The sequence below is a fragment of the Pseudomonas sp. MIACH genome (assembly GCF_001269925.1).
Taxonomy (GTDB): domain Bacteria; phylum Pseudomonadota; class Gammaproteobacteria; order Pseudomonadales; family Pseudomonadaceae; genus Aquipseudomonas.
This window is the reverse complement of record NZ_LHVO01000018.1, coordinates 150,425-170,799: the sequence shown is the minus strand read 5'-3', so window position 1 is coordinate 170,799 and position 20,375 is coordinate 150,425. Positions and strand designations below refer to the sequence as shown.

Sequence of the window (20,375 nt, the reverse complement as noted above, 5' to 3'; positions counted from 1 at the left end):
TGTCCGGTCAATTGCTGCAATTACGACCATGGGGTCACGCAGAGGTTGCGTCGGGGTGACGATTGATTTCATGCCGACGGTTCCAGGGGCAGGCACACCCGAAACAAGGCGCCCTCGCCTATCCGGCTCTCAACCTCAATGGTGCCGCCATGGGCCGCAACGATCTGCTCTGAAATAAACAGCCCGAGGCCCAGTCCGGCCGCTACCTGGCTGGCCGAGACACGCTCGAACTGTTGGAAAATGCGCTTCTGGTTCTCTTCACTGATGCCGATCCCGCGGTCACGCACTTCCACTCTGGCTTCGCCATGCTCGGCATACACGCGCACATCCACCGGGCTCTTGGCTCCGTAGCGCAAGGCGTTGGTCAGCAGATTGGTGACCACCTGCTCAATGCGGAATTCGTCCCAGTTGCCTTCCACGGGCTCTTCGGCCACCAGCTGCATGGACGAGTCCGCCGCCGCCACTTGCGGCGCGAAGTTCTCCACCAGGTTGCGTACCAGTTGCGCCAGGTCGAAGCGCCCGGGGCGAATCGACAGTTTGCCGGTGCGGATGCGCGACACATCGAGCATGTCTTCGATCAGGCGGATCAGGCTCTGGATCTGCCGCTCATCGCGGTCGACCATGGCGTGCATCTTGTCCAGGGTAAACGCGGCGGCATTGTCCCGCGCCAGGTGCATCTTGCGCAGCTGGGTTTCGAGGATCAGGCCGTTAAGCGGCGTACGCACTTCATGGGCGACGATCGACATGAAGTCATCACGCATGCGCACCGCCTGCTCCAGCTCGGCCTGGGTGGCCTGCAGGCGAGTGAGCAACAGCTCCTGCTCGCGGCGACTGCGCTCCAGGGCCTCCACTTGCTGCTTCATCGCCTTGCTCTGGCGATACAGGTCGACGAACACATTGACCTTGCTCTTGACCGCGTGGATATCCAGCGGTTTGTGCAAAAAGTCTACAGCGCCGCTTTCATAGCCTTTGAACGCGTAATTAAGCTCACGGCCGGCGGCACTGACGAACACAATCGGAATGTTCTTGGTTTTTTCGGTGCCGCGCATCAACTCGGCCAGCTCGAAGCCGTTCATACCGGGCATCTGCACGTCGAGAATCGCCATGGCGAACTCGTGCTCCAGCAACAGGGACAAGGCCTCGTCGGCACTCAGTGCCTTGAAGACCTGGCGATCCTCGCGCTTGATCAGCGCTTCGAGGGCCAGCAGGTTTTCCGGCAGATCGTCGACGATCAGCAGTTTGGCCTGGACAGTACTTAACATGGTGAGGATTCCAGGGAAGCCAGCAATGCGGCAATGCGGCTCAAGGTCAGAATATGGTCAGGTGTATGCAGGGCCAGGGCTGCCCGCGGCATCACGGCAATCCGCGCTTCGCTGGGGTCCTGTACCACTGTGGTGCCGCCCGATTGCTTGACATGGGCCAGCCCGTGGGCGCCGTCCTGGTTGGCCCCGGTCAGCAGAATCGCCATCAGGCCCTTGCCATAGGCATCGGCGGCGGAGGCGAAGAGGTAATCGATGGCCGGCCGGGAATGGTGTATCCGATCTTCCTGGCTCAGGGACAGGCTGCGGTCATGCTCTACGGAAAGGTGATAGCCGGGACCGGCGAAATACAACGTGCCCGCCTGGATCACCTCCTTGTCCTGCCCTTCCCGCACCGGAATCGCCAGGCGCCGCGCAAAGACTTCCGCCAGTTGGCTACGGCGCTCATCCGGCAGATGCAGCACGGCAATGATCGGCAGGCCAAAGGTGTCAGGCAGCGCGGCAAAAATATTCAGCAAGGCCTCGACGCCGCCGGCGGAAGCGCCGACGACGATGGCTTCAATCCCGCGAATCGGGTTGGCTGCAACGTCGTTCATGATTTTCGGTAGATCCGTTCCTGCTTGACCAAGGGTTCGAACTGCTTGCTGTAGGCGGAAAAATCCAGGGTTTCCTTACTGCCCAGCACCAGGAAGCCGCGATGGCACAGCGACTCATGAAACAATCCGAACGCCCGATCCTGCAACTTTTTATTGAAATAAATCAATACGTTACGACATGAAATTAATTGAGTCTCTGAAAACACACTGTCGGTCGCCAGGCTGTGGTCGGCGAACGTCACGTTTTCGCGCAGCGTCTTGTCGAAGATGGCGTAATCGTAGGCCGCCGTGTAGTAGTCGGCAAATGATCGCTGCCCCCCGGCCTGCTGATAATTGGCCGTGTAGGCGCGCACATTCTCCAGCGAGAAAATGCCCTGCTTGGCTTTATCCAGCGACGCCGGGTTGATGTCCGTGGCGTAGATGATCGTGCGCTCCAGCAGCCCCTCTTCACGCAACAGGATGGCCATGGAGTAGACCTCCTCCCCCGTGCTGCAGCCGGCGATCCAGATCTTGATCGACGGATACGTCTTGAGCAGCGGCACCACTTCCTGACGGATCGCCAGGAAGTGCGAAGGGTCGCGAAACATCTCGCTCACCGGGATCGTCAGAAATTGCAGCAACTGCATAAACGCTGCCGGATCGTGCAGCACCCGCTCCTGCAGCGCAGAAATGGTCGCGCAGTCAAACTGGCGCAAGGCATGGGCCACGCGACGTTTGACCGACGCACCGGAGTAGTCGCGAAAGTCGTAGCTGTACTTGAGGTAAATCGCCTCGATCAACAGGCGCAGCTCAATATCGCTGCTCTTCTCCAAAAAACGTCGCTCCACTTAAATACGTTCCATCTTCGGCAGCCACACGCGAATCAGCGAGAACAGGCGATCCAGGTCGATCGGCTTGGCCAGGTAGTCGTTGGAGCCCGCCGCGAGGCAACGCTCCTGATCGTCCTTCATGGCCTTGGCCGTCACGGCGATGATCGGCAACTTCTTCCAGCGCGGGTCCTGGCGGATCAAGGCGGTAGCCTCGTAACCGTCCATCTCCGGCATCATCACGTCCATCAGCACCAGATCGATATCGTCGACTTCGTTGAGTTTCTCGATGGCTTCGCGACCATTACGTCCGATTACCACCACGGCACCTTTGTGTTCCAGGGCGCTGGTCAGGGCGAAGATGTTGCGCACATCGTCGTCCACCAACAGGATCTTGCGCCCCTCGAAGACCTTATCGCGGCTGCGAGCGGTCTTGAGCATCTTCTGGCGATCATGGGACAGCTGGGATTCGACTTTGTGCAGAAAGAGTGTGACTTCGTCGAGCAGGCGCTCTGGCGAACGAGCGCCCTTGATGATGATCGAGCGCGAATACTTGCGCAGTTCGGCCTCTTCATCGCGAGTCAGATTGCGCCCGGTGTAGACGATTACCGGCGGGAACGAGCAGATATCTTCGGTGGCCATGCGCTTGAGCAACTCGTTGCCGAGCATGTCCGGCAGCTTGAGGTCGATGATCATGCAGTCGTAGACGTTGGTGCGCAGCAGCTCCAGGGCGGCTTGGGCATAGCCAACATCGGTGATCTCGATATCATCATCGCCGATCAGGCGGGCAATGCTGTCGCGTTGCAGGTCATCGTCCTCCACCAGCAGCACGCGCTTGACCTTCTGGGTCAGCTTGGCTTCCAGGCGGGCAAACACGTCCTTGAGCTCTTCGCGGGTGGTCGGTTTTACCGCATAACCGATGGCGCCCATGTGCATGGCGGCTTCGACGCGGTCTTCCACGGAAATCACATGCACCGGGATGTGGCGGGTGTTGGCGTGCTCCTTGAGGCGTTGCAGCACGGTCAGCCCGGAATGGTCCGGCAGGCGCATGTCGAGCAGGATCGCGTCGGGAATGAATTCCTCGGCCAGGCTGTAGCCCTCGTCCGCACCATGGGCCACCAGGCACTGGTAACCCAGCTCATGGGCCAGGTCGAACAGAATGCGCGCAAAGTTCGGCTCATCCTCCACCACCAGGATGCAACGGGTGGCGAACGGAGCCTTGTCGCGGTCGTCGGCAAAGCGCGGGATCTGCTTGGCGTCGGCGATTGGCAGCGGAGACACCGCGATGGGCTTGGGCGCGGGGGCGGCCACGACCTGGCGCGGTTGCTCGATCGGCGCGGCATCATCCTCGCGTTCGACATACTGCTCTGGCAGTACCAGGGTGAAGGTGCTGCCTTTACCGGGTTCGCTGGTCACGCTGATATAACCGCCGAGCAACGCGGCCAGGTCGCGGGAAATCGACAGGCCCAGGCCGGTGCCGCCATAGCGGCGGTTGGTGGTGCCATCGGCCTGGCGGAAGGCTTCGAAGATGCTTTCCTGCTGGTCCGGCGCAATGCCGATGCCCGAATCACGCACGGTAAAGGCAATGCCTTCCCCCGGCGCACGGGACACCGACAGGCTGACCTCGCCTTGCTCGGTGAACTTGATCGCGTTGGACAGCAGGTTCTTGAGAATCTGCTCCAGGCGCTGGCGGTCGGTAAACAGCATGATCGGCGCACCTTCCTGCACCTGCACCTGGAACCCCAGCTTGCGGTCGGCGGCCAGCGGTTCGAACATCCCGCGCAGGCCATCGACCAGGCGCGTCACGCTGGAATTCTCAGGGCGCATTTCCAGCTTGCCGGCTTCTACTTTGGAAATATCCAGAATGTCGTTGATCAGGTTGAGCAGGTCATTGCCCGCCGAATAGATCGACTCGGCAAACTTGACCTGTTCGGCGCTGAGGTTTTCCTGGGGGTTTTCCGCCAGCAACTTGGCCAGGATCAGCGAACTGTTCAGCGGCGTGCGCAGTTCGTGGGACATGTTGGCGAGGAATTCGGATTTGTACTTGCTGGAGCGCTGCAATTCATCGGCACGGTCTTCCAGCTCCAACTGGGCCTGGTTGAGTTCAACGTTCTTGCGGTCCATGGCATCGCGCTGGTCGGCCAGGATCTGGGTCTGTTCGGCCAGTTGCTCGTTGGTCTGCTCCAGCTCTGCCTGCTGAGTTTCCAGGTGGGCCTGGGATTCCTTAAGGATGCGCGACTGCTCTTCGAGTTCTTCGTTGGCGGTCTTGAGCTCTTCCTGCTGCACTTGCAGCTCTTCGTTGAGCTGCTGGGTCTCGGCCAGCACTTCCTGCAAACGCTGGCGATAACGCGCGGCCTCGATAGAGGTGCCGATATTGCCGGCGATCAACTCCAGCAATTCGACATCACGCTCACTCAGCGGTCGCAAAAAGCCCAGCTCGATCACGCCATTGACGCGGTCGTCATCGCTGGTGGGCATCACCAGGACGCTGCGGGTTGTCCCTTCGCCCAGGCCGGAACTGACCTTGAAGTAATCCACCGGCACATCGTCCAGGCGAATCAGGCGATCGAGCTGGGCGGCCTGCCCAACGATGCCCTCATCACTGTAAATCGACTGCTCCTGCTGCTCCTGCTCGCGGGAGAAGCCATACGTGGCCACGCGCTTGAGACCGCCATGTTCTTCGCGCACATACAGCGCCGCAACCACAGAGCCCATGTATTGGGCGAAGAATTGCAGGATATTGCGACCGAGCATGTTGAGGGTGAGCTGGCCAAGTACCTGTTCAGCCAGCTCGGTCTGGCCATTGCGTAGCCAGGCCTGCTGTTCGAGGCGCAGCGCGATCCTCTCTTGCGACGCGAGGTTCTTGCTGTAACTTTCTGATAATTCTAATAAATTTTTACGACCCCGATACGCCAGGAAGCCACTCAAGCCCAATACAAAGGCCAGGTACAGCGTGACGCTGAGCACCGTAGTGCGGGTGACTTCTTGATTGCGGGTGATACGGAACTGCTGCTCCATAGCCACCGCATCCTCGTATTCCTTGCGAATTTCGTCGGTCAGGCGCTTGCCGCGCCCGGCCTTGACCGCGCCGCGGTAATCGCCACTCTCGCGCTGCATATCAATCATCGACTGGGCGTATTTGTTCCACTCCAGTTGCAACGCTTCCAGGCGTTTGAGGCGATCCACCTGCTGCGGATTGTCGGCGACCAGGTCCTGCAAATTGCGTAGATCGGCAATGATTCGCGGCTTGGCCACTTCGTACGGGTCGAGAAAGTGCTCATCGCCGGTGATCAGGAATCCGCGCATGCCGGTTTCCAGGTCCACCGTCAGCTTTGACGACTCGTTGAGGTTATTGATGACCCGATCGGTGTGTTCGACCCACTGGATCACCGACAACAGGTAGGTGATCAGGATGACGAAAAACACCGCGCTGAGCACGCCCACGCCCAGGGGCAACGCTACGTTTCGGCTGAGCAGTGTACGAAAGCTCTTTTCATCGACGGACGACGCGGGAGTCATGGGCATGCCTTGGCCAAGTAGGGAAAAACCGGGAGTTTGCCCCAAAGTGCCAGTAGAGGGCTACGTTTCTGATGCGTATTGAGGTTTAAACCCATGAACACTCCAGACTTCCCGCCACCCACACCCGGTCGGCTGCGGCGTTTTATGCATACGATTTCTGACGATTCCGGTCCCATTGCTGCGGGAACACCTTGGCGCGATCTCGACACTCAGTTCAAGCCCGAATCAGGCCCTGGCAGGGCCAGTCAACTAACAGGTAATGAAGATGAAGTCCTCGTTGAGCCTCCAGCCACGCCCACTGGTTATCGATCACGCTGTTCCACCCGCGCAGGCCACACCCGCCCACAGCAACCCGGCCGCCTCCCCTGCACACCTGTTCTCGGTTGAGTCGCAGCCGCTTTCGCCAGAGGCCCGCGCGCAGGGGAACTCGCAGAATTGGAAGAACCTGGCGCAACAGCTCACCGACGCCGCGAAGAGCCTGGCAGAGGATGCGACGCCCCAGGCGGTGTTGGCACATTTGAAGGCCGCTCACACTGGCATTGATCCACGCTCGGCTTTTCGCCCGTCCAGCGTATTGGGCAGCGAGTCCACCGTCAGCCTGGAAAGCTTTATCAAGCAGCATGATTTACCTACCCCTGAAACCCGAGCGGAGTTGATTCACTTGGCCGACGCAGCTAAGGCCAGAGCCCTGGAGCAGCCGTTGGGCGATCTCGGCGGGGGCTTGTCCTGGCCCCTGCCCTTGACCCAGGAACAGCAACGCAACGTACGGGGCATCGTCGATTCCAGCATCCTGCGCCGTAATGCCCAGACAGAGCCTGCGCTGGCCCGGGCAGAGCTGGCCAAAGGGGCGCTGGGGGCCCTGATCAGGGCCAGCGCGCTGTCGGATGTCGAACTGCAAGATTCGAGCAAGGCGCTCGATACCCTGCTCAAATCCTCCAAGGCCCAGGCGATGGGGCAAGCGATCCAGGAAGGGCTGGGAGGGATTGCCACGCCCACCAGCATCAGCGATTACGTGCTGGCCGCCCTCCACGTCAGCCTTGATCGTGAATCTGTCGAGTCGCCCGCCAGGCATTCAATTGCCGGCTTTGATTTGGGCCACCCCGACTATTGGGGCAAGCCACCGTCAGCCATCGTCACCGGACTCAGCGAGCATCTGGTGGCTAAGGGCCGGGCCACGCAAGCCTCGGCCAAGCTGGCCACCCACCTGTTGCTGTCACGCACAGCGCCTCAATTCCTGGTCAAGGACATCCCCGACACGGTGGTCAACGGCAGCCAGGCCTGGGTGAGTTTCTGCCTTGCGGTGGCCAAGGTCGAAGCGCACGCACCGGGTACCGCAGCACAGATGAGCTACGGCCAGGTCATGAGTGCCGCACAAGCCTTGAATGATCCGGCGGAACACATCACCAAAACCTTGTTGCTGGACTGGGGCGTGACCCATGGCCTGGTCGTGAAGAAGGACGATGCCCTCTACACCCCCCAGGAAGTGGACCGTGTCCGGACCGCGTTCAATGAGCAGTTAAGTGCCAGGATCAAGGCGTCCAAATCAATCACTGCGCAGATTCCAAGTAGAAAAGCCATCGCCCTGGAAAAGCTCAAGGAGCACTTTGGCGAAGGCGTTGCGTTTGAATCGAAAAGCCTCTCAACCGTCTCCGATGACAAATCCAAGCAATTGGACGGCAAGCACTCAATGCTGGATATGGCCATGATGGGTATCAACGTCAGGTGGAAAACCGACGATCCTGAACTCCCCATCGACGCGATTAACGAGCAGCCCAGACTAAACGTCAACGGGATATTCATGGAGCAATACGAGGCGGCAGTCGCACCACTTAAAGAAGGTGTGCAGACCCAGGTAAAACACCTGATTTGCGAACTTCCGTTGAAAGATCGGGAAAACCTGGAGTTCGGTAAAGTCGATTTTTATCAGTACAACCGATACAAGATTGACACCGGTTTTTTCAACCCTCCCGGCTTCGATTCGAAACTCAATCAATTGCTGGTAAGAACGGAAAGGCACGTTGATGGAAAACCCGAGGTGGGTGTTTATGAGATCGACCTCAACAACAGACGCATCGTCAAGCGCCAGGAGGCAGTTATCACCGGGGAGGCTTGGCGCAACGGCAGTCTCTTGACCAAAGTGGAACACTTCACCCCTGAACACCATGACCGCCATGGAAGCGAGCAACCCCAGGACAACCCGGCGATTGCGCCCTCAAGCTTTACCTCGTCCCGCACCCACTACCTGGCGGACGCTTTTCTTGAGCACCTTGATATCGGCGGTCAGGGCCAATGGCGGCAAGCCAAGGGAGTCACGACATTCGATGAGCAGAAAGACGGCGATGAGCGCGTCAGGCAGTTTTTTCTCAACTTGATTCCCTTGAGATCGGCCATTGTCAATTTTCGCGACGGTGACTATGACTCAGGCATTGTCGACCTTGGCCTGGATGCGTTCGGGCTGGTGACCGCAGGTTACGGCGCGAGCGCAAAGTTAGCCAAGGTGGCGTCATCCGCGACATCCGCGTCTGTGAAGGCACTGCAGGGCGCACGCGTCATCGGCAGTGGTCTTATCAGCACGCTCAACCCCTTGAGCGGAGCCAGGAGCCTGGTGACAGGAACCGCCGGGCTGGCCACGCGCGGGGCCAGATTTCTGAATGAATCCGGGCAGGCGCTGATCAACAAGGTCCGTGGCCCATCGGGAAGCTATGACCTGCTGAAGGCGGCCAACCAGGAATATGGCCCGACGCTGATCGGCTCCTATAAGGTCGCAGAGCAGAGCGTCGAAGGCGTCGCCGTGCTGAAAAATGGCCAATGGTATAGCTATGACCCTTTTCGAAACGTGCCCTATGGCCCGCCCATCGGGAATTTCTCGCCCCTGCGCAACGGTCTGTTCGATGCCAGCGTAGATGCACACCTGATCAGCGTAGGAGCGAATATCGCCAGCGCGAGAACCCCCGCGACCCTGTCGAAATTCAACCAAGGGTATCGAAGCGGCGCATTGGATGACCTGTCGGATTACGCTGGAAAACGTAGCTTTCCAGCATTGGTCGAGCTGGCCGCAAAACCCGGCCGGACGCCGGAAGAAATGGGGGTTCTGGCCAGGGAGATGAAGAAGGAAAGAATGGAAGTCGGCCGTTACTTCAGCCACCAACTTGCCAGCGACGTCGCTGGCCCCGGCGTTTCCATCGATCGCTTTGCCCAAGCAGACTACCTTGCCCGTGTTGACCTGGCCTCCAAGGGCGACTGCGCCGGTATGGTGAACGCCATGGCACTCGCCCTGCATCGCGGTGACGAAACCGTATTCCTCGAAAACCTTCGCAGGGCCTCCACCACGCAATCACCCTCTTCGCTGCACGCTAAATTCAATCACGATATAAAAAAGCTGCAGGATGCCGTGAACCAAAAGGAGACGTTCCATATAAACGGCGCTCCCTCACTGGTTACGCATCAGCAGATCATTGACGACCTGAGCACGTCCGCAACCACCAAATACGTGAGAATCAGCACGCAAGATCACGCCATGCTGGCGGGCATCAGAGTCAAGGATGGCCGCAAGGAATGGTTTTTCTTCGAACCCAATGGCGGGCTGGTCAAGTTTGACAATGCGAAGTCCATGCAAGCCGGCATTGAAAAAACATTAAACAGTGGCGCAATGGGCGCTACGCTACAGCCGTGGATGTCGACGCAGGGCATCCGGCAATTCCACGTGAGCTATTTCCACCCCAATCACATCGTCACAGACAAGATCGACAGTTTTGCAGTTTCAATGATGGTATCCGAGCCTTTGTCGGCGTGACTCAACGGGTTGACCCCAGCCCTGCAACAGGCTGGGGCAGCCTGCGTACACTCACTGTGCTGGCGGGACATTTTCCGTTATACCCGTCACAATGCGCCCGCCAACGGAACTTGCCGAGATTGACGCGACTCATTAGAGCATGGTCTTTCAACCGCTAAAGACCTGCACCTCCATTTTTTCGGGAACCCTCATTATGTCCGCAGTCTCCTCCACCATCCTTGTCGTCGAAGACGATGCCATCGTGCGTATGCTGATCGTTGATGTGCTCGAAGAGTTGGAGTTCCTGGTGCTTGAAGCTGCCGACGCTGAAGAAGCCTTGAAGACCGTTGAAAATACCGCTCAGGTCATCGACCTGATGATGACCGACGTCGGCCTGCCGGACATGGACGGCAAGCAATTGGCGGCCAAGGTACGTGAATTGCGCCCCACCCTGCCTATCCTGTTCGCCAGCGGCTATGCCGAGAACATCGATGTGCCCACAGGTATGCAAGTGATCGCCAAGCCGTTCTCCATTGATCAATTGCGCGACAAGGTCAAGTCGATGCTGCCTGCCGCCTGACCCGTCGCCGGTATAGCACCACCCAGCCAGGCGAGGCAGGAATAAGCAGGTTCAAGTCGCCGTAGAGGTCGGCATTGATGAGTTCACGTTATTCGCAGGGATTAACGTGACGTTCGGGAAATAAAACAGGAAACTCGTCGCCTTTATTCCCCGTCAGTCAAACGAACTTTGGAAGGACGCAACAACATGATTGGAAAACCGACGCGCCTGCTGTTGGCGAGCCTCTCGATACTCATGAGTACCGGCGCCTGGGCTGATTTCACCGCCACGCCCAGCGAAGCCCGTGCCATTGCCAAAGAAGCCTACCTGTATGGCTTCCCGGTGGTGGAGATGTACAAGACGCTCTACACCCAGGCCGTCGACAAGGGCGGTGCCAACTTCAAGGCACCGTTCAATCACATCGGCAGCACTGCCCAGGTCTTCACCCCCAAGGACAGCGCCGGCGTCACCCCGAACCCGGACACGCCCTACTCCTTCGTCTGGCTGGACCTGCGCAGCGAGCCCCAGGTCCTGACGCTGCCCAAGATCGAAGACGACCGTTACTACTCGGTGCAGTTGATCGACCTCTATACCCAGAACTTCGCCTACCTGGGCACCCGCAGCACCGGCAACAATGGCGGCCATTACATGATCGCCGGCCCTGACTGGAAAGGTCAGCAGCCGGTCGACGTGGACCGTGTGGTGTACAGCGAAAGCAACATTGCCTATGCCTTGTACCGCACGCAGTTGTTCGACGAGAAGGACCTGAACAAGGTCAAGCAGATCCAGAACGGCTACAAAGTGCAGTCCTTGAGTAACTACGTCAAACAAGCCGCACCGCCCAAGGCGCCGAAGGTCGAGTGGCCCAAGCCGATGGCCGCCATGACCGAAGGCCCGCAGCTGTTTCGCTACCTGAACTTCATGCTGGCCTTCGCCGCGCCCCAGGACAGTGAGAAAGACCTGCTGGCGCGCTTTGCCAAGATCGGCATTGCGCCAGGCGCGCCCTTCAAGGTCAACCAGTTGACCGCCGAACAGCGCAAGGCCCTGGATGACGGGATCTCCGATGCCCGCGCCGAGTTCTCCGCGTTCAAAAAGGACAAGCTCGACACGCACCAGGTCACCAATGGCGACTTGTACGGCAGCCGCGACCACCTGAACAACAACTACCTGTACCGCTATGCCGGCGCCGACCTGCGCATTTTCGGCAACTCCAGCGATGAAGCCGCGCACCTGAGCTACGTCGTCGACAGCGAAGGCAAGCCCGCCAACGGCGCACGTCACAGCTACACCGTGCACTTCGCCAAGGACCAACTGCCACCAGCCGACGCGTTCTGGTCGCTGACCATGTACGACGCCAAGACCAAGCAACTGGTGCCCAACCACAAGAAACGCTACCTGATCAACTCGCGCATGCTCTCCAGCCTCAAGCGGGACGCCGACGGTGGCCTGACCCTGGCTTTGCAGCACCACGAGCCACCGAAGGCCGAGCAGAGCAACTGGCTGCCGGCCCCACCGGGTCCGTTTTACGCCGTACTGCGGATTTACCTGCCCAAGCCTGAAGTGGGTAACGGCCAGTGGAAGCTGCCGCCGTTGACGCCGCTTAAGTAACACCCGTGCCCGGTCGCCGCAGGGCCAGACCGGGCCAGTCCTGCCGCGAGCGCTAACCCCGCCTACCGCTGGTTTATCGACCCGTAAAACAGGTAATGTGCGCGCGATTGCCTAAGGAGTTGCACTGCACATGACTTGCTGGAATGTCCTTGGCCTGGCGCCGGATGCCGATAGCCGCACGATCAAGCGCACCTATGCGGCGCTACTGAAGAAAACCCGGCCGGATGACGACCCCGAAGGTTTCCAGCGCCTGCGCGAAGCCTACGAGGCTGCGCTGGAGTGGAGCCAAAGCCGGCAGGACGCTGACGAAGTCGTTATCGAAACCCGGGGCGCTAGCCTGGGCGGGCAGTATCAAGCGGCAATGGCCAATGGCAGTGCGCTGCACTTTGAAATCCATCTATTGCTGCGCGCTATCGAGGGGCATCTCACCCCCGAAGAAGCCCGCTGGGCCTTTGAAACCTTCAACTGGCTGACGGCCTGGCAACGCCTGGAGTTGCCCGACGAGCTGATCGAAAAGCTCGAGCGCAAGCACCGCAGCGCCCTACAGAACCCGTTGCGCCAGGCTCTGGAGCAACAGGACGAGGCCGCTTTCCTGGCTGCCTATGCCGCACGTTCCGAACATCCCTGGGTGAACAATCATCCCCATGCCGAGTGGTTCAACCACTGGCTGGCCCGCCTGCTTGCACAGAGTCACTACTGGTCGAGCGCAGTGTTCGACACGGTGTGCGCCGGCCAGCACTGGCATGGCGGCGCCGGTCATGACTGCCCGGCGGGGGATTGGGCGCGGCTGTTGCAGCGCCAGCAAGGCCCGATTTTCCTCGCCCACCAATACGCGCTGGCCGCCGAACCGCCCAACAGCCCGCAGCAACGCGCCGCGCGGCTGCTGTTGGCGCCCATGAGCCTGGGCCAGCGCCGCGCCTTTGCCCAGCGCTTCAACGACAGCGACTGGGAAGCGTGCCAACGCCTCAGCGCAACCCTCTACGCTGACCATGTCGCGTTGGTCGAAGCCATGCCCGGTGGCAGCGTTTATTTCTGGCAAGGCTGGGACTCGGCCCTGGACACCTGGCCCTGGATCGTTGCGCTGGTGCTCAGTTGCGTGGCGGGGACCCTGGTGAATGCCGAGACCTTGGCCGGTAACCTGCTGCCCACGGTGGGCAAAGGACTGCTGTGGTCACTGGTGGCGGTGGTTGGTGCCGGACTGGCCTGGCATATCTGGCGCCCGCTGGCGCACCAATACCGCGTGCAGGACGAACACCTCAGCCAACGCCTGCCACGGGGCTTAAGCCCAACACATTTGCCGCTGTTGCCGCTGCGCGACCTGCTGCCCGGCATGGTGTTGGTGGCGCTGCTGAGCTACCTGTTCAACCCACTCGCCGGCCTCACGCTGGTGGCCGTGCTGGCTGTCATCGGCCTGGTCAAACGCCCTTTTACGAACAGGCATACACCCTGGACCGCCGAACAGCCGCGATTGGCAAAGGTGACCAGGGTATTTTGCGTGGTTGTTGTTATCAGCGTTTTCGCCGGGTTGAAGCTGTATGACAACCAGTACCGGGTCACCCGCAACCAGGGCCTGCAACAGTGGACCGAACGCCTGTGCAGCCGCATGCCGCGTAGCGCAGAACACTGCCAGGCCCCCGCGACCCAGGCACAGTGGTATGGCCAGGAGGCCGGACGATGAATTCCAATTGGTTTATTGCCTTGGGTATTGCACTGGTCATGGGGCTCTTCGGCCTTGCATCTGCGGGCAAGCAAGTGCACCTGGTCGAGTTGTGGTGGAACCAGCGCGACGGCCCCCAAACCGCAACCGCCAGCGCCCTGGCGCCGATCATCGATTGCGTCAACCGAGTCGACCGAGACACTCGGCTGACGTACTACCGGCTCATCACCCCTGAACGCAACGAGCGACAGCCAGACCTGCCGGCCGTCGCCTACCCCAATAATCGCGACGAGTTCGGCGACACCACCGAGCCCCGGGCGCGGCTGATCCAAAAGGACATCTGCGGCCCCAGGATCAGCCTAAAACTTGAACATCAACAGCCCGGCAGCCGCTTGGTCGGGGTGACCGACCGTTTCGTGGCGAGCCTGGATATCTTTACGCCCATCGCCACGGATAACGCACCATCGAATCCGACCACCCAGTCGGCGGCCTATAAACGGCTTTTCAACGAAAACATGGAGGCATTGCTCAGGAAAGAGCTGATCAGCAAGGGCACCGACTACACCTCGATATCCGCCGAGCTGCGCCGTTCCCTGGACCGTGAAGAACAGCGCCTGCGCCCGGCACAGCTGGCCTTGCTGGAGGCGCGTTTCGGTCAGGACCTGCATTGGCATGTGCTCAATTACATGATCGTGGCGCGTCAGGCGGTCAACCAGATCGACCAGGGTGTACGCAACGCCAGCCTGACGCCGCAGGCCCTGGCGGCACTGACCAACAGCGTGCAGCAGGCCGGCGATGGCAGTGAGGCGTTCCTGAACAGCCTTCCGCGTAAAGACCGTAATGATGACGCCGCTTACCTCTGGTACAGCGTGAAGCCCAATGTCGACGCGTACCTTGAGGCACTGCAAACGCTGCACAAGGATTGGCTGGCGCATGCTGCGCCACAGCAACTGAGTGACGACTACTACGTCGTCACCCGTCGCTACGACGCCCTGCTCAGCTACTACAACCGCCAGGCACGCAATGGGTTTTAGTGTTTTTTCAGCTTCACATACGACTGATGCAGGTCCGACGCCCAGCCATCGATCACGCCTTTCACGTCATCGGCCTTCATCACCTGCGAGTCGTTGGACAGCGGCTTGCCCGTGCCTTTTCGCACTACCTGGGCAAGCACCTTGCCGTTGGCGCCGTCGAGGAACTGCGCCTCGGTGCCGAGGGTGGTTTCCTGGTCGCGGATGCCGGCGCCGGTACTCACCGCCGCCGCCACCAGGGCCACAGGCACGAATTCATAGGGTTTGAGGCTCTCAGTCTTGCTGCTGACGGCGGTGATCGCCGCGCGCACTACCATCACACCGGGGCCGGGACCGTTGGCCAGGGGCAGTGACTTGCCCAGCTCACGCTTAAGCGCCTGGTTGAAGTAGGTGTTGATGCCATTGAGCGTGCTGTCGGGGATTTTCGCGGTGGCCTGGGGCTTGGGGTAGAACTGCGTCCGTTCGATGTACACCGCGGTGTAGCGACTCAGGTCCAGCTTGGGATCGACCCAGCGCATCACCTCGGCCCCCGACGGCGACTTGGCTTCCTTGAGTTGGCTGTAGTCGGAGAGAAAGCCCGAGTACTCGTCCGGTTGGGTGACCTTGCTGGCGCAGCCAGCCATAGCAATTGACGCGACGCACAGCGTACTGATCATTAGCCTTAGTTTCATCATTGAACTCCTTGGCGATCATCATTGAGGCATTGAGCTGTGGGTATAGCCAATCCTGGGCAAAAAATGCTTATTTGCACCCAATGTTTGACACACCCGCAGCCCGCCTCAACGCTGTACGAAGCGGTCGCCCTCAGCAGCGTTCGCGGGGGATCAGGCTCTGCAACTGCGAGGCCAGGAAGTTGGCGTCAAAGCTAAAGGTGTCCGGGTCTTTCAGGCCGTTGGTTTTTTTCCACAACCAATCGTTTTTTTCAGCTGGCAGCACCAGCGATACGCTGCCGTGCCGGGCAGCGGTCAAGCCCATCACCGACACCGAGATCAAGCCACCCACCCCCATAACCTCGGGCACGAACTCCACGGTTTTACCGGTGATCTGCACCAGCAGCTTCTGGGTCTTGAAGGTCGAGGTCTCCACCGGCACGCTCGGCCCGCTGGCGACATAGGCTTCACGGTGCACCTCCAGCAAGCCGACGGTTTTGACCGGCTCAAGCCATTGCTCGATCTGCCCGAACAACTCGTCGAGCTTTTGTGCCCAGCGGGCCGACTGCACATCGAACTGCTGCTTCTTGTGCGCTTCGCTGTCGGCGTAATGACGAAGCATCTCGCCCAGTTGCTGTACATCGTCCATTGCGGATTTCCTTGGGTGTGCCAGATTGCGATGCCCGATCATGGCAGATGCGGCCGCTCACCGTACGATTAACGCTGACAGGCCAGTGGGCGTGCTTGTCGACTGATCCGCTGTAATGAGCTTTTTCTGAGCCTGTTTTGTTTTTCCCGCGTTTCCTACAGTGCCCGCCACTTGGAACCGTGGGAGGACTGAGCATGAGCACCGCAACAATCGAGCAGGCCTATAACTATAAAGTCGTCCGCCAATTCGTGATCGCCACCCTCGTATGGGGTGTGGTGGGCATGGCCATGGGGGTGTGGATCGCGTCGCAATTGGTGTGGCCCGAGATGAACCTGGACTTGCCCTGGACCACGTTCGGCCGGCTGCGGCCGTTGCACACCAGCCTGGTGATCTTTGGCTTCGCCGGCAGCGCGCAATTTGCCGCCAGCTATTACGCGGTGCAACGGACCTGCCAGGTACGCCTGTTTTCCGACCGCCTCGCCGCGTTTACCTTCTGGGGCTGGCAGTCGGTGATCGTGATCATGCTGGTCAGCCTGCCCCTGGGCTACACCACCACCAAGGAATACGCCGAGATCGAGTTCTCCGGCGCGGTGTGGATGACCGTGGTGTGGCTGGCCTACGCCATTGTGTTTTTCACCACGGTGGTACGGCGCAAGACCCAACATATCTACGTGGGCAACTGGTTCTTCGGCGCCTTTATCGTGGTGATCGCCATGCTGCACGTGGTCAATCACCTGGCAATCCCGGTGGATTGGTTCAAGTCCTACCCGGTGTATTCCGGCGCGACCGATGCGATGGTGCAGTGGTGGTACGGGCATAATGCCGTCGGTTTTTTCCTGACCACCGGCTTTCTGGGGATGATGTATTACTTCGTACCCAAACAGGTCGGGCGGCCGGTGTACTCCTATCGCCTGTCCATCGTGCATTTCTGGGCCTTGATCACCTTGTACATTTGGGCCGGCCCGCACCACTTGCACTACACCGCGCTGCCCGACTGGGCGCAGTCGCTGGGCATGGCGATGTCGCTGATCCTGCTGGCGCCCAGTTGGGGCGGGATGATCAACGGCATGATGACCTTGTCCGGCGCCTGGCATAAATTGCGCACCGACCCGATCCTGCGCTTCCTGGTGCTGTCCCTGGCGTTCTATGGCATGTCGACCTTCGAAGGCCCGATGATGGCGATCAAGACCGTCAACGCCCTCTCCCACTACACCGACTGGACCATCGGCCACGTACACGCCGGTGCGCTCGGCTGGGTGGCGATGATCACCTTTGGCTCGCTGTACCACATGATCCCCAAGGTCTTCGGCCGCGAGCAGATGCACAGCGTGGCGCTGATCAACCTGCACTTCTGGCTGGCGACAATCGGCACGGTGCTGTACATCGCCTCGATGTGGGTCAACGGCATTACCCAAGGCCTGATGTGGCGCGCGGTAAACGACGACGGCACCCTCACCTACTCGTTTGTCGAAGCCTTGCAGGCCAGCCATCCGGGGTTTGTGGTGCGGTTTGCGGGGGGAGTATTTTTCCTCACGGGCATGTTGCTGATGGCCTACAACACTTGGCGCACCGTGCGGGTTGCAGACCTGAGCGTGGCCCAGCTTGATGCGCGGATCGCCTGATATGTGGGGCTTCCTGATTGTGGTGTGCCTGTACGCTGCGGTGGAGTATTGCCTGCGTGGGCAATCCGAGACGAGCCTGGACGAAGCCAGTATGTTGCCGTTCGCCGACGACCCGGAGGTGGCTCGGCGCGTCGAGCAAGCCACAGGGAAACCCATCCAGGCAGTTGCAGCGGAGCAACCCCGGCCGGGCTGGGTCAACCTGGACATGTGAAACTGCTCCGGTCATTTGGCGGGCAACTGCGTATGACTATTCAGCGGCCGATGGGTAAGGTGAAGCGACTTTCCCTGTCAGGAGCATCGCATGCGCACCATCGGCCTTATCGGCGGCATGAGCTGGGAGTCCAGCGCCGAGTACTACCGCATCATCAACCAGCGCGTGCGTGACCAACTCGGCCCGCTGCGCTCGGCGCAGGTGTTGATGTACAGCGTGGACTTCGGCCCGGTGGAACAAGCCCAGCATGCCGGGCGCTGGGATGACGCCGCGCTGATCCTGGAAGACGCCGCGCGCCGTTTGCAGGCGGGCGGCGCAGAGTGTGTGGTGCTGTGTACCAACACCATGCATTTGGTGGCGCCGCGTATCGAAGCGGCGGTGTCGATTCCGTTCCTGCATATCGCCGATGCGACCGCTGCGGCGGCGGTGGCAGCCGGTACCCTGACCGTCGGTTTGCTCGGCACCGCGTTCACCATGGAGCAGGATTTTCTCAAGTCGCGACTGGCCGCCCAGGGCCTCACCGTGCTGGTGCCGGACGCGGAGGAGCGCCGCGCCGTGCACCGGATCATCTATGAGGAGTTGTGCGTCGGCGTGATCAGCGAGGCGTCACGCCAAGTCTACCTGCGGGTCATCGAGTCCCTGGCCGCACGCGGCGCTCAGGCGGTCATCCTCGGTTGCACGGAAATCAGCCTGTTGGTCAAGCCCGAACACAGCGACCTGCCGCTGCTGGACACCACCGAGCTGCATGCGCAGGCTGCGGTGGCGTTTGCGCTGGAGGGTTAAGCCGACTTGCGCAGGCGCGCCATGCTGAGGGTGTCGACAAACACCCCATCGCGCAGGGCGTAGTCACGCAAGCGCCCTTCGACCTCGAAGCCGAACTTGCGGTACAGGTGGTGCGCGGCTTCGTTGTCGGCGTACACCGTGAGTTCCACCCGGTGCAGGTTCATCCAGTTGTCGGCCACGTCCAGCGCGGCCGTCAACAACCGCGAGCCGACGCCCTTGCCCTGCCAGGCCGTCGCCACGCCCATGCCGAACGACCCGACATGGGCCTGACGTACGCGCAGGTACTGTTCCAGGCCCAGTTGGCCAATCACCTCACCGCCGTGCACCGCCACCAGTTGCAGGCGCCGTTCGTTGTCGGTGACCAGGCGTTTGCGCCAGACATCCACCGACTGGAACGGCATCTGCAGCACCTGCCGGCACACGGCCGGTTCGTTATAGAGCGCCGCCACACCGTCAAGGTGGGCCTCGGTAAAGCGCTGGATCACGATGTGGGGTTCAGGTGTGTGCATTGTGTTTCATCCTTTGAAATACAAGTGGCCGGCCAGTGTAGAGGCCATGCCCGCCCCCTGGCTAGGGCGCTGGCGCAGTCGTCCACAACGACGGCCAATCGCCGTAACCGACACCGGTGCAGCGCGGCATCATATGAAACTCACTGAGCTGGAACGCCTTGCCGTCAAACACCCAGACGCCACCGCCGCCACAGTCACCGATCCCGCGCTGCTTGTAGAAATAACTCAGGGTGCCAGTGGCTTCGTCATACCCCACCCAGCCTTGCAGCGCGGCGCCATCCAAGGGCAAGGGCTCAAGCTCCAGCGGCGTTTGGGCATAGGGCGCCTGACGCTGGCGGCTGACCACATCGAACTCACAGTTGTAGGCCGCGCAGTCGTAACGCACCACCGTCATCGCCTGTTGTGCCGTCAGCGCCCCGGCCTTTGCCTCGGGCTCCCCCTCCTCCGGCGTCACGGCCTGCAACGCGGCGGCCACCAGACCGGCCTGCTCTTGCGCGGTCAACGCCGGCGGCGCAGGGAACTTGCGCAACACCGGCGTCGGCAAGCGCGGCGGTACCTCACTGGCCGGAGCTTTTCCGGGGCGTGCCAGCGCCGTCACGTTATCCACCCGCCCCTGCACCGCATCCATCAACAGCAGCGAAGCGCTCAGGCCGCTCAGCGACACATGCGCCTGCTCATCCCCCGGCAATTGCAGGCGCTGGCCACTGCGCAAACGCTGCAACCAGCGCCGCGCCGCTGCGTCCTCGATCACACCGTAAGACTGCACCTCGGGATCGCCGCCCTGATCATCCAGCTCTACGTGCAAATCCCGGGTCAGCTCCAGGACCAGCGGCTGACCGTCCAACAGCAAGGTCGACAGGTCCAACGCTTCACCGCGATGGTCAAAGCGCAAGCGTAGATGCCCTTCGGGACCGGCCTGATGCCAGATATGTAAGGTCAGGCCGCTGTAGTCTTCTTCATTAACGCCACTGGGTGCGCTGAGGGCATGGCAATTGCGCAGGTTGTCGCAACCGGTGACCCAGTTTTTGATTTCCCGCAGCAACGGCACGGATTCAGCGGCAGGTTGAGCGAAGGCATGGGTGGCGGTGCCGGTCAGCAGCAGAGCCAGGAGGACGGGGCGCAGCATGGGGACTCTCCGTGTCGA

16 protein-coding genes are annotated in these 20,375 nt (G+C 60.6%); 8 read left to right on the top strand and 8 right to left on the bottom strand.

Features of this window, described 5'->3' with window-relative positions; genetic code table 11:
* Positions 1 to 68: 68 nt before the first annotated feature.
* The 4 genes from AD670_RS07190 to AD670_RS07175 are packed head-to-tail and all read right to left on the bottom strand — an operon-like array spanning position 69 to position 6,180.
* The gene (locus AD670_RS07190; RefSeq protein ID WP_053129794.1) at positions 69 to 1,262 is read right to left on the bottom strand and encodes a hybrid sensor histidine kinase/response regulator; all 1,194 of its coding nucleotides are present in this window, start codon (positions 1,260 to 1,262) and stop codon (positions 69 to 71) included.
* Positions 1,256 to 1,855 (bottom strand): chemotaxis protein CheB, encoded by a 600-nt coding sequence (locus AD670_RS07185; RefSeq protein ID WP_053129789.1) that lies wholly within the window; start codon positions 1,853 to 1,855, stop codon positions 1,256 to 1,258. Before AD670_RS07185 ends, AD670_RS07190 begins: the two co-directional genes overlap by 7 nt.
* Positions 1,852 to 2,682: a protein-glutamate O-methyltransferase CheR gene (locus tag AD670_RS07180; RefSeq protein ID WP_371263174.1), complete on the bottom strand. Its 831-nt coding sequence runs from the start codon at positions 2,680 to 2,682 to the stop codon at positions 1,852 to 1,854. Before AD670_RS07180 ends, AD670_RS07185 begins: the two co-directional genes overlap by 4 nt.
* Positions 2,683 to 6,180, bottom strand: coding sequence for a response regulator (locus AD670_RS07175; protein ID WP_053129788.1), 3,498 nt, complete (start codon positions 6,178 to 6,180; stop codon positions 2,683 to 2,685).
* A gap of 265 nt (positions 6,181 to 6,445) precedes the next feature.
* Between AD670_RS07175 and AD670_RS07170 the strand changes: the two genes are divergently transcribed.
* The 5 genes from AD670_RS07170 to AD670_RS07150 all read left to right on the top strand — a co-directional run bounded on the left by AD670_RS07170 (position 6,446) and on the right by AD670_RS07150 (position 14,810).
* Positions 6,446 to 9,973 (top strand): hypothetical protein, encoded by a 3,528-nt coding sequence (locus AD670_RS07170; RefSeq protein ID WP_053129785.1) that lies wholly within the window; start codon positions 6,446 to 6,448, stop codon positions 9,971 to 9,973.
* A gap of 193 nt (positions 9,974 to 10,166) precedes the next feature.
* Complete coding sequence (locus AD670_RS07165) at positions 10,167 to 10,532, top strand: response regulator (protein WP_053129783.1); 366 nt, start codon at positions 10,167 to 10,169, stop codon at positions 10,530 to 10,532.
* 186 nt (positions 10,533 to 10,718) lie between these two features.
* The gene (locus AD670_RS07160; protein WP_053129780.1) at positions 10,719 to 12,119 is read left to right on the top strand and encodes a DUF1254 domain-containing protein; all 1,401 of its coding nucleotides are present in this window, start codon (positions 10,719 to 10,721) and stop codon (positions 12,117 to 12,119) included.
* A gap of 130 nt (positions 12,120 to 12,249) precedes the next feature.
* On the top strand, positions 12,250 to 13,797 hold the full coding sequence (locus tag AD670_RS07155) for a molecular chaperone DnaJ (RefSeq protein WP_053129778.1): 1,548 nt from the start codon (positions 12,250 to 12,252) through the stop codon (positions 13,795 to 13,797).
* Positions 13,794 to 14,810, top strand: a complete 1,017-nt coding sequence (locus tag AD670_RS07150) for a DUF3829 domain-containing protein (protein WP_053129776.1) — start codon at positions 13,794 to 13,796, stop codon at positions 14,808 to 14,810. The genes AD670_RS07155 and AD670_RS07150 overlap by 4 nt, the downstream gene beginning before the upstream one ends.
* On the opposite strand, the gene AD670_RS07145 is transcribed toward AD670_RS07150, so the two are convergent.
* Positions 14,807 to 15,478, bottom strand: a complete 672-nt coding sequence (locus tag AD670_RS07145) for a DUF3313 domain-containing protein (RefSeq protein WP_053129769.1) — start codon at positions 15,476 to 15,478, stop codon at positions 14,807 to 14,809. The genes AD670_RS07150 and AD670_RS07145 overlap by 4 nt on opposite strands.
* Before the next feature lie 133 nt (positions 15,479 to 15,611).
* Positions 15,612 to 16,106 carry a hypothetical protein gene (locus tag AD670_RS07140; protein WP_053129766.1) on the bottom strand — a complete coding sequence of 165 codons (495 nt, stop codon included), beginning with the start codon at positions 16,104 to 16,106 and terminating at the stop codon, positions 15,612 to 15,614.
* A 194-nt stretch (positions 16,107 to 16,300) separates the two neighbouring features.
* Here AD670_RS07140 and ccoN point away from each other — a divergent pair, with 194 nt between their 5' ends.
* The 3 genes from ccoN (at position 16,301) to AD670_RS07125 (ending at position 18,722) form a co-directional block, all read left to right on the top strand.
* Positions 16,301 to 17,728 carry a cytochrome-c oxidase, cbb3-type subunit I gene (gene ccoN / locus AD670_RS07135; RefSeq protein WP_053129763.1) on the top strand — a complete coding sequence of 476 codons (1,428 nt, stop codon included), beginning with the start codon at positions 16,301 to 16,303 and terminating at the stop codon, positions 17,726 to 17,728.
* Position 17,729: 1 nt separating this feature from the next.
* Complete coding sequence (locus AD670_RS07130; RefSeq protein ID WP_053129760.1) at positions 17,730 to 17,939, top strand: hypothetical protein; 210 nt, start codon at positions 17,730 to 17,732, stop codon at positions 17,937 to 17,939.
* 90 nt (positions 17,940 to 18,029) lie between these two features.
* Positions 18,030 to 18,722 carry an aspartate/glutamate racemase family protein gene (locus AD670_RS07125; RefSeq protein WP_053129757.1) on the top strand — a complete coding sequence of 231 codons (693 nt, stop codon included), beginning with the start codon at positions 18,030 to 18,032 and terminating at the stop codon, positions 18,720 to 18,722.
* Here AD670_RS07125 and AD670_RS07120 read toward each other — a convergent pair.
* Positions 18,719 to 19,231 carry a GNAT family N-acetyltransferase gene (locus AD670_RS07120; RefSeq protein WP_053129754.1) on the bottom strand — a complete coding sequence of 171 codons (513 nt, stop codon included), beginning with the start codon at positions 19,229 to 19,231 and terminating at the stop codon, positions 18,719 to 18,721. The genes AD670_RS07125 and AD670_RS07120 overlap by 4 nt on opposite strands.
* 61 nt (positions 19,232 to 19,292) lie before the next feature.
* On the bottom strand, positions 19,293 to 20,357 hold the full coding sequence (locus AD670_RS07115; protein ID WP_053129751.1) for a DUF1176 domain-containing protein: 1,065 nt from the start codon (positions 20,355 to 20,357) through the stop codon (positions 19,293 to 19,295).
* Positions 20,358 to 20,375 lie beyond the last annotated feature (18 nt).